Here is a 12,225-nt window from a genome sequence, read left to right as displayed (position 1 = left end):
CGCGGAGCGGGTCTGCACCCGGCGCGGGTCAGCCCGCGGCGGGCTTCGCGGCGCTCGTCGACGACGAGGACGTCGACGCGGCGGGGGTCGCCGCGCTCGTGGTCGAGCCGGACGACGCCGTGGACGACGTGCTCGAGGACGTGGAGGACGAGCCGCCGGTGCTCGCGCCGGTCGTGGAGCTGGTGGTCGACCGCGAGTCGTTGCGGTAGAAGCCCGAGCCCTTGAACACGACGCCGACGGAGGAGAACACCTTGCGCAGCCGGCCGCCGCAGGCGGGGCACTCGGTGAGCGCCGCGTCGCTGAACGACTGGTGGATGTCGAAGGCGTGGCCGCACTCGGTGCAGGTGTAGGCGTAGGTGGGCACTGCTGTCTCCCGCGGATGACGTGACCTGGGTGGACGGGCCGCCGGTCGCCGGGCGTCCGACGCCCGCGCTCCTGGCACTCCCGCTGTCCGAGTGCCAATGATACGCGCGGCCGGGATATTCCACGCGAAGGGCCCGCTCAGCCCCCGAGGCGCACCCAGCGCTCGGGCGTCGCCACCATGTCGACGGTGCGGTCGTGGGGCTCGTGCGGCAGCGGCCGCGTCGCGGCGTCGTACAGCTCCTCGGCGAACACCAGCGCGATGATCGGCGTCCCGGGCCGGGCGTGGGCGAGCGCGCGGTCGTACCAGCCGCCGCCCTGACCGAGCCGGTTGCCGGCGGTGTCGACGGCGAGCGCGGGGGCGACGATCACGTCGACCTCGGCGATGGCGTCGGCACCCAGGGAGGGTCCGGACGGCTCCGGCGGCCGGCCGGGCGCGCGCTCGAGCAGGTCGTGCCGCCCCGCGAACCAGGCCCACTCGCGCTGCAGGCCCGCGCCGAGCACCGGCAGCAGCACCCGGGCGCCGCGCGCGGCGAGGGCGTCCAGCAGCGGGCCGGTGTCGGGCTCGGTGGGCCGCGCGCTGTAGGCGGCGACGACGCCGGCGTCCGCGACGGCGGGGATCGTCTCGACCACGTCGACGAAGGCCTCGGCCGCGGCGGCGCGCAGCCGCGGCGACCGGGCGCGCCGCGCGGCACGGATCGCGGCGCGGAACTCGTCCTTCACCTCGGTGATGCTGCTGCCGTCGGAGACGTGCGGATACGGCTGGGCAGCGGCGCTCATGGCACCCAGTCTCGCAAATGGCCCCGGTGCCGGGTAGGACCAAAGGGGTTGCACCGGCGCGGCCGGTGCGCGGCGGGCCGTGTCGGCCGGGCATGATGCGGGCATGAGATCCGTCCAGGACCAGCTCGCGGCGGTGCTCGCCGCGGTCGGACCGGTGGCCCCGCTCGACGTCGTGCTGGCCGACGCGTCCGGCTGCATCCTCGCCGAGGACGTCGTGGCACCGGCGGACGTGCCGGACCGGCCGGTCGCCGCGTGCGACGGGTACGCCGTGGCCACGGGCGACCTGCGCGGCGGCGCCCCGGGGGCGCCCCTGGTCCTGCCGGTGGCGCACGACGTGCTGGCGGGCGACCCCGCGGCGCTGCGGCTCGCCCCGGGCCAGGCGGTGCGGATCGCGTCGGGCGGGCCGGTGCCCGCGGGCGCCGACGCGGTGGTGCCGGCCGAGGACACCGACCGCGGGGCCGTCCGGGTCGCGCTGCACCGGGTGCCGGAGCCCGGCGAGCACGTCCGGGCCGCCGGGACGGACACCGTGCGCGGGACCGTCCTGGTCGCCGCGGGGACCCGGCTCGGGGCGCGGCAGCTGGCGACGGCCGCGGCGGCCGGGCGCGGCCGCCTCCGGGTGCATCCCGCGCCGCGCGTGGTGATCGTGTCGATCGGCTCCGAGCTGGTCGAGCCGGGCGGGCCGCCGCGCGACGGCGGCGTGTACGAGTCGGCGGGCCACGCGCTCGAGGCCGCGGTGCGGGACGCCGGGGCGACGCCGGTGCGGGTCGGCGTGGTGCCGGACGACCGCGCGGTGCTGAGCGAGGCCCTGGAGGACCAGCTCGTGCGCGCGGACGTGGTCGTGACGACGGGCGGGCTGTCGGAGTCGCAGCACGACACGCTCGCGGACGTGCTCGCGCCCCTGGGGACCGTGCGGTTCGACCAGGTCGCGATGGCACCCGGCTTCCGGCACGGGTTCGGCACGGTCGGCGGCGGGCTGGGTGCGGTGCCGCTGTTCGCCCTGCCCGGCCACCCGGTCGCGTCGCAGGTGGCGTTCGAGGTGTTCGTCCGCCCGGCCCTGCGGGCGATGGCCGGGCACACCGACCTGTTCCGGCCGTCGGTGACCGCCCGCGCGGACGTCGGCTGGCCGTCGCCCGCGGGCGTGCGGCAGTTCGTGCCGGCGGCGGTGGTGGGCACGCCCGGCGAGGGCTACCGGGTCACGCCGGTCGGCGACCCGGCCGTGCCGTCGATCACCGGGTTCGCGCGCGCCAACGCGCTCGCCGTCGTGGGCGAGCAGGACTCCGCCGTGGTCGCCGGGCAGGTCGTGCACTGCCTGGTGCTGGAGGGCTGATGCCGCGCGGCTGGCCCGTGGCGCTGACGGACGGGGACGTCCGGCTGCGCCCGCTGCGGCGCTCGGACGAGGCGGCGTGGATGCGGCTGCGCGCGGTGAACGCCGCGTGGCTCGAGCCGTGGGACGCGACGTCCCCGGAGCCGGTGACCGGCCGGCGGCCGACCTTCGGGCAGTTCGTCCGCACGCTCGACCGGCAGGCGCGATCGGGCACCTCGCTGCCGTTCGCGATCGAGCACGCGGGTGACCTCGTCGGCCAGCTGACGGTCTCGGGCATCACGTACGGCTCGCTGTACTCGGCGTCGATCGGGTACTGGGTGGCGCAGCACGTGGCGGGGCGCGGGATCACGCCGACCGCCGTCGCGCTCGCGACGGACCACTGCTTCACCGCGCTCGGGCTGCACCGGGTCGAGGTGAACATCCGGCCCGAGAACCGGCCGTCGCTGCGGGTGGTCGAGAAGCTCGGCTTCCGGGACGAGGGCCTGCGCGAGCGGTACCTGCACATCCAGGGCGCGTGGTGCGACCACCGGACGTTCGCCCTGACGACGGAGGACGTCCCGCGTGGCCTGCTCGCCCGCTGGCACGCGGGCCGGTCGACGGGCGTCTGACCGGTCCGTCCGCTCTGCCCCGATTCGTCCGGGTGTGGCAGGCTGAGCCCGGCGCGTCGAATCACATCCGTGTGATTTTGGGGCCGCGTGCCGCTCGACACGCCGCGACGGGTCCGGGGCCGGTGCCCGCGCCGCACCTACCGTCGTGGAGTGTACGAATTCGCCGGACCGGCTGCCCTCGTGGTGGTCGGCCTGTGGATCGCGTACCTGGTGCCGCACAAGCTGCGGCACCGGCAGCAGCTGCTGGAGTCGCGGACCGACGACCGGTTCTCCGACGCCCTGCGGGTGCTCGCCGTGACCGGCCCGGAGGGGTCCGGCCGCCGGCGGCGCGCGGAGGTGGCGGGAGGAGTCCGGCAGGACTGCGGCCCGGTGGAGAAGCGGGCCGGGTTGCTCACCCCGGGGACGGGGAACCGGCTCGCGAGGACGGAGAGGGGAGGGGCCGAGGTGGACCGACCGCACGGGACCCAGGACAGGATCGGCGCCGACGCCGCCCGTCGTGCCGCGCAGCTGCAGGCCGCCCACGCCGCCGCGACCGCGCGCCGGGGCGCCGCCGCGCGCCGCCGCGGTGCCCTCGCCGGCGTGCTGCTGGCCGCGAGCGTCGTCGGGTGGGTCGTCGCGGGCGTCACCGCGCTCGGCGTGCTCGCCGGCGTGGTGCCGACCGTGCTGCTCGCCGGCGTGCTCGGCCTCGGTCGCCGCGCCGTCGTGCAGGGTCGCCTCGCCGAGGACGAGTGGCAGCGCCGGATCGACGAGGCCACCGCGCCGCTGCGCGAGCGGGCCGCGCGCCCGGGCCGCAAGGGCGCCGCCGGTCGCGCCGTGCACCCCTCGCTCACCGAGACCCAGGCGATCGAGCGGGTGCGCGCCGACGCCCCCGTCCGCACCTCGACCCGGGTGCACGACGGTGGCCGCGAGGGCGACACCTGGACGCCGGTCGCCGTGCCCCGGCCGACCTACGCCACCAAGGCACCGGCGCCGCGGCGCGAGCCCGCCCCGCTGGGCGAGGTCGAGGGCTCGACGCACGCCGCCCCGGCGCGCCGGACGGCCACGGGGGACGAGGCGGCGGCCGCCACGGCCGCTGCGGCGCCGGCGGCGACGGGGACGGATGGCACGGACGCGCCGGCCCCCGCGTCCGCGTCCGCCACGGCGCCCGCGCAGGTCGCCGACGCGACGCCGGCCCCGGCCGCCCGCACCACCCCCGCGACGCCCGGTACCACCGCCCCGGCGTCCGAGGAGCCGTCCGGCTCGATCGACCTCAACGCCGTCCTGGCGCGGCGCCGCGCCGCCGGCCAGTAGGGCGCGGCGAGCGGTGTCGTGAGCACCCCGGAACGGGTGCTAGGCTGATCACCGCTTCAAGGGGCTGTGGCGCAGTTGGTAGCGCGTCTCGTTCGCAATGAGAAGGTCAGGGGTTCGAATCCCCTCAGCTCCACTGGCGCTTAGGCCCGGGATCGTCACGATCCCGGGCCTTCGTCGTTGGTGGCGTCCACTCGGTCGGGGGGACATGTCGGGGAACATCGGCGCGGCGATGTCCGGCAAGATGCCTGCATGGCCGGCTACCGCCCCCCTCTGCACGAAGGTCAGATCGCGCTTCTTCGCTGGGTATCAGACGGATGCCCTGACGGCAGGTACGCCGGACACGGTCACCGCGGCTCCGCCCGGACGCTCGAGGCGCGAGGGTTGCTGCGCATCAAGGGTCGTGGCGCCACCTGGGCGGCTGAGATCACCCCCGCCGGAGAGCACTACCTCAACCACGGCACCTACTTGTCGTCGGCGACGCCTGTGAAGGGCCCGCGGACGTCGGGCGCGGTGTCGGAGGTGCAGGCTCCGCAGCCCGTTCTGGTTTCGAAGCCACCGAAGCCAAAGGCGTCCCCGTACGTCCGCAAGACAGACGTGATGATGGACGCCCTGCTTGCCGCGCCGGACAAGCGGCTCGTGATCCCGCCGGATGAGCGTGACCGTTACGCCCGGCTCGTCGCTGTGGCCGAGCGAAAGGGCCTAGTGCCGGACGGCATGTCGTTGGAGATCACGAGGTGGGTAAGGCAGTCAGAGGAAGCCGCAGTCTGGCTCCACCCCTTGCCGGAGTGGCGAACCCGCGTGCTGGTGCCTGTCACGGTAGCGCGCCGACTGGATGCCCCTACCGACGTAGTGTCGAACCTCGACACCCGCGATGACGTCGAGTTCGGCGCAAAGGTCCGGTCCCGCGCGCTGCGGATCCTGGACGCTCTCGTCCGGGAAGCGCGCTCACGTGGGTACAAGGTGCGAGCTGGCAGGGCACCGATCGTCACTCGAGCGGTGCGCCGCAACGAATACGTCGACGCAGACCGACGGGGGCATCTGCGGGTCCAGATCGGTGAGGACGTCTTCCAGTTCTGCCTGTCGCAGGTGCTCACCTCGGTGGAGCACGTCCCGACCAAGGCCGAACTGGCTCGCGCTGGCCGAGGTTGGGGCCCGCCTCCGAAGTTCGACGAGGTGCCGTCCACCGACTTGCAGCTCGTACTCCACGGCGACGGAGCAGTTCACTGGGGTTCCCGATGGGCCGACAGCAAGGCCGCGCCGCTCGAGCAGTCCCTCGCTCAAGCGCTGCAAGAGGCGGAACTCCGACACCAAGCGCAGGAGAACGCGCGCCTCGCCCGTCTCCAAAAGGAACAGCGTGAGCGCCGGGAGTGGGAACATCTGCGAGCCGATGCAGTTGCTCGCTTCCACGCCGACCACCGGATCCACGCGCTTCTCGACCAGGTCAAGCAGCTTCGCCTCGTGAACGAGGTGCGCGAGTATGCCACCGCGGTCCTGGAGGCGTCCGAGGGGTACGAGGACACGACCGATCGAGACGCGGCGCGTTCATGGGCCGACTGGGCGCTAGCTTACGCAGACTCGATCGACCCTCTTCGTGACGCGGTCCGCGAGCCGGCGGACCCTCAGCCGTCCGATGAGGCCCTGGCCGACTACATGTACCCCTGGAGTCCAAACGGTCCGTACCGCTCGACCCGCTACTCGTACGGATCGCTTGAGCCCTCGCCCTCGGAACGGCCCGTTTGGTGGAAGGAACGCTCGACGCCGCCTTGGCGTCGCTGACGTGCCGCCGCACGTCCTCGACGGGCAGCCACACGGCACCGGTCATCACGCGCAGGTCGGCCATCTCACCCAGGCGACAGCTTTGCGCAACCCGTCGCGGGAGCACGGCGCTCTGTCCGCAGCTGCTCACCCAGCGCTCCCGCGACTCCGTGCGCTACCGCTCGACGATGGTCACGTCGACGGTGTCACCGATGCCCTTGCCCAGTGCCTTGCGGACCTTCGCGCTGAGCGACACCATGTGGCCTCCCGTCCCTGTCACCATCGCCCCGACGTTCTCCAACGCGACGTCATCCACACGGGCGTCGACTCTGACGGACTTGCCGGTGCCGAAGAACTCCGCAGAGCCGGGGATCTCGACGCAACTCCAGGTTTCGCCCTTGATGTCGACACCGATGGTCGTCTGAAAATTCAGGTGCTTCTCGCCCATGCCACCGAGCGTATGCGGCGTCCCGCCGTCTTCGCGGCCGTCCCGTCGTCCGGCCCGACGCCGCAGCCCCAGACACGGGCTGGGAACCGGCAGGTCAGTACCGAGGCTGCGGGCGTAGACTGGTGATCAGCCCGGTGTCGAGGACCTCCCAGTGAGGCGACGACCCGGATCCAGCATCGGAGGGCGTCATGCCCGTCCAGCCTGCTTCCCACTCCACACCCGCCCGCAGCCGGCAGCCCATCGAGCCCACGGTCCGGGCGCCTCGCCCCATCGAGCCCACCCGGGCCTCGGGAACCCGCACGAGCGCCGCATGGCTCGGCATCTGCGTCGGCGTCCTGGTCCTGGTCGCGCTCGTCGTGTTCATGCTGCAGAACACCGGCCCCGTCGCGGTCTCCTTCCTCGGCCTGAGCGGGACCGCGCCGCTGGCGCTGACGCTGCTCATCGCCGGCCTCGGCGTGGGCATCGTGGTCCTGGTGTTCGCCTCTCTACGCATCGGCCAGCTCCGCCGCCGTTCCGCCAGCGGCCGCCCGACCGGAACACGACGATGACCGCCTACGGCGAGCTCGCCACCGGCGAGCAGCCGCTCCGGCTCGCCTCGATCCTGACCAGCGCCCTGCCTGCGCTGCTCGGAACCAGCCAGGCGCCGACGCAGTACACGGTCCCGGCCGTGTTCTCCCGCCAGGTGTCCGTGCCCGAGAAGACCGCGATCGAAGGACCGGAGACCGTCCGCCGGCTCACCGAACGTGGCTACCCGCAGGTGACGCTGCAGGTCTCAGACAGGCGCCTGCTCATCGGCCACACCAGCCTCGAGCAGCTCGAGGATGGACTCGCGCACGAGATCGCGCTGACGCTGACCGATATCGGGCGCACCGTCTCTCGGCAGCGCGACGAGCGGGCAGCTGAGGCGTCCGCTCGTCGGTCCGTGGAGGCCGACCGCGCGGTCGACGTGCAACGGTCCGTAGACCGCATCACCTTCGAGTAGTAGCAAGCAGATGGGTCCTGGCGATCGCGGGATGTCGCAGCGCACGCCACCTGGGGCGGGCGCTGCGGCGTGTGTCCACATCACCACGCCCCGCAGAGGATCCGACACGACAGGGGAGCGCCGGCCACCACTGGGTGCCGGCGGCCAGGTGCGACCACGCCTGCCCGGTCAGCCGCGGGTCGTCTTCGCTCATGGCGACCAGCCTGCCAGGCCCCCGCGACGGGTGGCGGCGTGTGCCGCCGCTGCAGCACCTGCATAGCCTGCAGGTTCCGGGTAGACCTGCACCACCTGCGTGGTACGCTCACACCTGCACCGCGCGGTGTGGCCCAGCAGCGGAGGAGGACGACGTGATCTCAGAACAGCTCGACAAGGTGCTGGAGACGCACCGGCGGGTCGTGGAGGAGGGCTACAGCGCGCCCACCTCGGGACTCAAGCACTCGAAGTACGCGATCTCGACACTCCGTGGCGGGGTCGGCAAGTCGACGCTGTCGTTCAACCTCACGTACGAGATGGCGAAGATCAGCCCCATCCTCGCCGCCGACGTCTGTGCCCAGAGGAACCTGACGGAGACCCTCCTCGACGACTTCGAGCCGCAGGTGGACATCGTCAAGGCCTTGGAGCCGGTGCTCCTCGGGCCCGCGTTCGGGCAGGCGCCCAGCGACGTCACGTACCGCGTCTCGCGGTACTGCGACGCCTTCAAGTCAGTCGAGCCGGCCTACATCGTTCCCGGTTCGGCTGAGATGTTCGCGTTCCCGTCGCAGCTGTACCAGCAGCTCCAGACCGCGCACTCGAACCAGCGCCCGGACGCGGTCCGTGCGCTGCTCGAGTCGCTGTCGGGCGTGCTGTCGAAGCAGGCTGCCGACGTGGGCGCGGAGGTAACGCTCATGGACACGAGCCCCTTCTACTCGGGGGGCACCCACCTGGCCTGGGTCGCCGCCGATGCGATCGTGATCCCGGTCCGGGTGGACGAGCACTCCCTCGACTCGCTCGAGCTCACGCTGGACATGCTCACGAACCCGGCGAAAGACTTCCAGATGTGGAACGACCGCGCCGGAGGCCGTCCCACGCCGAAGGTGGCGGCGATCGTCATGACGATGGTCGGCTCGAAGAGCCGCATCGCCTCGACGCCCGACCGCGCTTCGCGCATGTACATCGAGCGCGCGATCGAGATCGCCAACCGCTACCCGCAGGTGTTCGAGGCCGAGGACCCTGCCGATGTGATCGTCGTTACCGACGACTTCGTGTCGTCCGGCCGGATCAGTGGTGCGAAGGCCGTCCCGATCGCTCAGCTGCGTGTCGGGTCGTTCCACACCGTCGAGGGCAAGCGTCTGCAGGTTAACTCGTCCGTGACGCGGTACCAGAGCGAGCTCAAGTACCTCGCGAGCATCCTCTAGCAGGTACGACGAAGCGCCCCCGCCCTCCCGGAGGAGGACGGGGGCGCTGTCGTGTGTGCGGGCTCGTCAGGTGTGCGCTGCGACGAACTCCGCGATGGTGCCGGCGTGGTCGGTGGCGACGCGGCGGAGGGTGGTCTCCTCGTGGCCGCCGGTGACGGGGATCGCGGTGCACGACGGGACCGCGGCGGCGAACGCGGTCGCCTGGGCGGGGTGCACAGGGTGTCGCTGTCGCCGTAGAACAGCAGGATCGGCAGGCCCGCGAACGCCCTCATGCCAGCGAGGGTCGTCGGGTTGCGGGTGCTGCCGTTCGCGGCCTCGGACCACCCCGCGGTTGTTGGTGTGGATGTCCGTGACGTTCAGGACCGGGAGTTGGGCGACGACGCACGACACCTTCGCCCGGTTCGTGGCCGCCCACGCCAGGACGTTCAGCCCGCCCATCGACCCGCCCGCAAGGATTACCGGCGACGGCGCCCCCATCGTCCCGGTAGGTAGTTGAACCCCGACGTCATGCGTGCCATCGCGGTGTTGTTCGCGTGCAGTTGTCAGCCTCCGGATCTGGCCCTGGGCTGGATGGCTACGCGAAGGAGCACGTCATGATCCCGCCCAAGTTCGCTGGCGCCGCACGGCTGGTTGGAGACCGCCTGCTCAACAACCCGACTTGGAAGTACGCCGCCCATGACGAGGACGAGCGGAACGAGTCCATGTAGTTCCGTCACCTCGAGTCGTCGATCGTGGTGTTGCTCGACGGGAAAGATCCGCTTCACGTTGCGCCTGATGGGACCGCCGATGATGCGGATTCTGACGTGTTCGCGGTGAGTGGGGTGATCCTCGGCGAGGGGCGGCTCATCGAAGTCGTCGCGTCAAAGGCCGGTCGGGGGTCCGAGGTGGAGTGGTCGGTCGCGGCGAGCTCGCTATCTCGCGTGCGGACGGTGTCGATCGAGGACTCTGCGGACCCGTGGGAAGGTCGGCTGGGCACGAAGTGGCCGGACGTGGTGTGTGTCCGGTTCGCGCTCGATGGCCGTCAGGAGGTGACGCTGTCGCCCCCAGGGCCCTCCGAGGATCGTGCTGCGCTGCCTGCTGTCGCTCGGCACTTGCTTGACGCGCTTGGCCCGACGGGGGGTCTCACCGTGTAGGCCTCGTCCGGCGAGTCGCGTTCCGGGTGTGATGAGCCTCCGAGCGGTAGGAGAGCGCCCGCGAAGCGGTTCAGGCTTCGGGGGAGCCTTCCGCCCTCCGGGCCGAGGCTGCGGCACTGCGCGCAGCTCGGGTCGCCTGCCGCGCGTTCACCTGAGCTGGAAGTTGATAGACCTCGGCCAGGACGACAGACATGAAGTCGAGGACATCCTCTGCGTCTTCATCAGTCGTAGGCTCAACGAAGTCGCCGTGGGCCATATCGTTCCCGAGGTGTCGGATCTCGTGCGCCGTGGACTGGATCAGCGGCCTGATGTGGTTGGCGTCCGCCAATGCGTCGATCTTGCCGGCCAAGGAGCCGTTGGTGACGCCCTTGTCCTTCGCGACGGCCTCCACGACGGATCGAGCCAAGAGGATGGCCGCGCGGTAGGAGCGAATCGAGTAGCAGGCGTAGGCCTCGGATGCGGCGTCGGCGATCCAATCCGGCACGTCGTCGAACCTCCGTCCGAGCACGTGCTGCGGGAGCCATGTGATCGGCGCATTGGGGGCATCGATCGCGAGCTTCACCGTCTGGGTCACGTATGGGTCGACCTGCGACTGGTTGAAGGTTCGCTGGTTGGGATTGATCTGGCTCCGCTCCAGGCGGATCTGTCCCACCGAGCCATAGCCGCAGTTGTCGCACTGGAATAGTGCGAACCAAAAGTTCGCGGCCGCTACAGGGCCAGCCTCGCGCAAAGGCTCGCTCCGGACCGTCTGGTGGGATTCCTTCTCGCAGTTCCAGCACACGCGCGACGCCATGAGTGTGAGGATACCCACGCGCATACGGACGGGGTATGGCGAAGGCCCGGCGCTCGCGGTGTCTCACCGTATGCGTCGAGCCTTGTTTGGGCGCGCGTCACCCCGGAGGTCATTTCACGGGTAAGCATGCCACACGTCGGCGCATGGGCGCTACGACGCGCCGGACCGGGCTATCGCCCGCTCCCACACGTCCCGCACCAGCCACCGGCATCCATTGCTCAGCCGGACAGAGGTCGCGCCGTGCCCCGTCTTCGCGACGACGCGGAGCTTGTTTGGGCTGATGCGGTTCTCTGCGCACGCGCGGGCGACGGAGAGCGGGTCGAGGAGCAGCTGGGTGGTCTCGCCGGGCTGGAGTGTCTGGGGGTAGGTCGTAGGTCGGAGCGATGTACTTCGGGAACGGAGCCCAGAGACTTCCGCCCCGTCGGCCGTCACGAAGGTGCAGGTTGCGCAGAACGGTAGAGCCCGAGCGGCCAACGTTGGTCACCTCGATGCCGATGAGGCGCTCTGCGGGGCCGGGCGTGTCGAGCGGGACGGAGATCGTGCTCTGGATGCTCAACCGGGCCTGGTCCTGACGCCGAGCCCAGAGCGTCCAGACCAGCGTGAGGATCGAGATGACGATGGCGATGACCGGAAGCAGGTTGTCCGTCCACGACGCGCCGACGACGCGGACGTCAATCACAGTGCTCACGCCCGCCACTCCTCATGGTAGTCCGGGTGGTCGGCGTAGGGCGCGGCCATGAAGCGAAGCGTGTGGCGCTTCTCGTCGCGCAGTTGGCTTCGACTTTCGTCCTGCACCCAGCGGATCCAGCGCCGCTTTGCCTCGCAGTCGGCTCGAACACGTGACGGTGTCACCGAGATCTCGGGGCGGTCGCCGTCGGTGCGTACGACGAGCGGCCACTCCATGTCGAACCGCATGACGGTGCCGCCCGGGGTTGCGAGGTCACACCGGTCCGCCGCGGCCTCGTCCTCGTCGATGCGGGCGAGGAGGAAGTCGACCAGCGAGCTCACTGGGAATCCTCGATCGCGAGGGATCGGGCGAGATCGCCATAGGTGACGTCGCCCGGTCCGGCGTAGGTGAAGACAGTGTTGCCCGTGGGTTCCTCGATGTGGAGGCTCCCGGCGACGATCTGGTCCGGGTCGTTGTCGCCCTCGGCGAGCAGGGCGAGTTCGGCGTCGACGTTCGGGTATTGGTCGCGGATGCTCACGATGTGGCTCCTCGGGCTGGCGGCTGTTGGATGTTCGCAGTCTGCCGCGAGTGAGGGCGCGGCGTGCATGGTTCCCTGGCAGGAGCAGTACCAGGCCGTGACGCGGTGGCCAGAATCGTGATCATGCGCTGGCGGCCTCGGTGCCGCAGGTCT

Annotated in this window: 14 protein-coding genes and 1 tRNA gene; 8 read left to right on the top strand and 7 right to left on the bottom strand. The window is 71.6% G+C overall.

What is annotated here, in order from left to right; translation table 11 throughout:
* Positions 1–28: 28 nt before the first annotated feature.
* Together FS882_RS08030 and FS882_RS08025 are read right to left on the bottom strand one after the other, a co-directional pair.
* Positions 29–364, bottom strand: a complete 336-nt coding sequence (locus tag FS882_RS08030; RefSeq protein WP_158372560.1) for an FmdB family zinc ribbon protein — start codon at positions 362–364, stop codon at positions 29–31.
* A gap of 137 nt (positions 365–501) precedes the next feature.
* The gene (locus tag FS882_RS08025; RefSeq protein ID WP_158372559.1) at positions 502–1,140 is read right to left on the bottom strand and encodes a 5-formyltetrahydrofolate cyclo-ligase; all 639 of its coding nucleotides are present in this window, start codon (positions 1,138–1,140) and stop codon (positions 502–504) included.
* A gap of 103 nt (positions 1,141–1,243) precedes the next feature.
* Here FS882_RS08025 and glp point away from each other — a divergent pair, with 103 nt between their 5' ends.
* The 5 genes from glp to FS882_RS08000 all read left to right on the top strand — a co-directional run bounded on the left by glp (position 1,244) and on the right by FS882_RS08000 (position 6,138).
* Positions 1,244–2,467 carry a gephyrin-like molybdotransferase Glp gene (glp, locus tag FS882_RS08020; protein WP_158372558.1) on the top strand — a complete coding sequence of 408 codons (1,224 nt, stop codon included), beginning with the start codon at positions 1,244–1,246 and terminating at the stop codon, positions 2,465–2,467.
* Positions 2,467–3,072 carry a GNAT family N-acetyltransferase gene (locus tag FS882_RS08015; protein WP_158372557.1) on the top strand — a complete coding sequence of 202 codons (606 nt, stop codon included), beginning with the start codon at positions 2,467–2,469 and terminating at the stop codon, positions 3,070–3,072. Before glp ends, FS882_RS08015 begins: the two co-directional genes overlap by 1 nt.
* A gap of 150 nt (positions 3,073–3,222) precedes the next feature.
* Positions 3,223–4,362, top strand: coding sequence for a hypothetical protein (locus FS882_RS08010; RefSeq protein WP_158372556.1), 1,140 nt, complete (start codon positions 3,223–3,225; stop codon positions 4,360–4,362).
* 60 nt (positions 4,363–4,422) lie between these two features.
* A tRNA-Ala gene (locus FS882_RS08005) sits at positions 4,423–4,495 on the top strand.
* A gap of 116 nt (positions 4,496–4,611) precedes the next feature.
* Positions 4,612–6,138, top strand: a complete 1,527-nt coding sequence (locus FS882_RS08000; protein ID WP_187365209.1) for a hypothetical protein — start codon at positions 4,612–4,614, stop codon at positions 6,136–6,138.
* A gap of 154 nt (positions 6,139–6,292) precedes the next feature.
* On the opposite strand, the gene FS882_RS07995 is transcribed toward FS882_RS08000, so the two are convergent.
* Positions 6,293–6,565: a DUF1905 domain-containing protein gene (locus FS882_RS07995; RefSeq protein WP_158372554.1), complete on the bottom strand. Its 273-nt coding sequence runs from the start codon at positions 6,563–6,565 to the stop codon at positions 6,293–6,295.
* 188 nt (positions 6,566–6,753) lie between these two features.
* On the opposite strand from FS882_RS07995, the gene FS882_RS07990 reads away from it, so the two are divergent.
* The 3 genes from FS882_RS07990 (at position 6,754) to FS882_RS07980 (ending at position 8,941) form a co-directional block, all read left to right on the top strand.
* Positions 6,754–7,113: a lipopolysaccharide assembly LapA domain-containing protein gene (locus FS882_RS07990; protein WP_158372553.1), complete on the top strand. Its 360-nt coding sequence runs from the start codon at positions 6,754–6,756 to the stop codon at positions 7,111–7,113.
* Positions 7,110–7,547 carry a hypothetical protein gene (locus tag FS882_RS07985; protein WP_158372552.1) on the top strand — a complete coding sequence of 146 codons (438 nt, stop codon included), beginning with the start codon at positions 7,110–7,112 and terminating at the stop codon, positions 7,545–7,547. The genes FS882_RS07990 and FS882_RS07985 overlap by 4 nt, the downstream gene beginning before the upstream one ends.
* 347 nt (positions 7,548–7,894) lie before the next feature.
* On the top strand, positions 7,895–8,941 hold the full coding sequence (locus FS882_RS07980) for a ParA family protein (RefSeq protein ID WP_222848169.1): 1,047 nt from the start codon (positions 7,895–7,897) through the stop codon (positions 8,939–8,941).
* A 66-nt stretch (positions 8,942–9,007) separates the two neighbouring features.
* On the opposite strand, the gene FS882_RS20915 is transcribed toward FS882_RS07980, so the two are convergent.
* The 4 genes from FS882_RS20915 to FS882_RS07965 all read right to left on the bottom strand — a co-directional run bounded on the left by FS882_RS20915 (position 9,008) and on the right by FS882_RS07965 (position 12,072).
* Positions 9,008–9,157: a hypothetical protein gene (locus tag FS882_RS20915; protein WP_187365208.1), complete on the bottom strand. Its 150-nt coding sequence runs from the start codon at positions 9,155–9,157 to the stop codon at positions 9,008–9,010.
* 987 nt (positions 9,158–10,144) lie between these two features.
* Positions 10,145–10,867: a DUF4145 domain-containing protein gene (locus FS882_RS07975; RefSeq protein WP_158372550.1), complete on the bottom strand. Its 723-nt coding sequence runs from the start codon at positions 10,865–10,867 to the stop codon at positions 10,145–10,147.
* Between the two features lie 684 nt (positions 10,868–11,551).
* On the bottom strand, positions 11,552–11,875 hold the full coding sequence (locus FS882_RS07970) for a DUF6221 family protein (RefSeq protein ID WP_158372549.1): 324 nt from the start codon (positions 11,873–11,875) through the stop codon (positions 11,552–11,554).
* Positions 11,872–12,072, bottom strand: a complete 201-nt coding sequence (locus FS882_RS07965) for a hypothetical protein (protein WP_158372548.1) — start codon at positions 12,070–12,072, stop codon at positions 11,872–11,874. The genes FS882_RS07970 and FS882_RS07965 overlap by 4 nt, the downstream gene beginning before the upstream one ends.
* Positions 12,073–12,225 lie beyond the last annotated feature (153 nt).

Origin of the sequence: Cellulosimicrobium cellulans, assembly GCF_007679345.1 — a bacterium.
In the GTDB taxonomy this organism is placed as follows: Bacteria; Actinomycetota; Actinomycetes; order Actinomycetales; family Cellulomonadaceae; genus Cellulomonas; species Cellulomonas cellulans_A.
The sequence above is the reverse complement of the archived record's forward strand: the minus strand, read 5'-3'. Positions and strand labels throughout refer to the sequence as shown.

What these genes read in the sequence shown, in the direction of transcription:
- FS882_RS08025 (WP_158372559.1), bottom strand. Translation starts at nt 1,140, where the DNA reads ATGAGCGCCGCTGCCCAGCCGTATCCGCACGTCTCCGACGGCAGCAGC.
- glp (WP_158372558.1), top strand. Translation starts at nt 1,244, where the DNA reads ATGAGATCCGTCCAGGACCAGCTCGCGGCGGTGCTCGCCGCGGTCGGA.
- FS882_RS08015 (WP_158372557.1), top strand. Translation starts at nt 2,467, where the DNA reads ATGCCGCGCGGCTGGCCCGTGGCGCTGACGGACGGGGACGTCCGGCTG.
- FS882_RS08000 (WP_187365209.1), top strand. Translation starts at nt 4,612, where the DNA reads ATGGCCGGCTACCGCCCCCCTCTGCACGAAGGTCAGATCGCGCTTCTT.
- FS882_RS07995 (WP_158372554.1), bottom strand. Translation starts at nt 6,565, where the DNA reads ATGGGCGAGAAGCACCTGAATTTTCAGACGACCATCGGTGTCGACATC.
- FS882_RS07990 (WP_158372553.1), top strand. Translation starts at nt 6,754, where the DNA reads ATGCCCGTCCAGCCTGCTTCCCACTCCACACCCGCCCGCAGCCGGCAG.
- FS882_RS07985 (WP_158372552.1), top strand. Translation starts at nt 7,110, where the DNA reads ATGACCGCCTACGGCGAGCTCGCCACCGGCGAGCAGCCGCTCCGGCTC.
- FS882_RS07975 (WP_158372550.1), bottom strand. Translation starts at nt 10,867, where the DNA reads ATGGCGTCGCGCGTGTGCTGGAACTGCGAGAAGGAATCCCACCAGACG.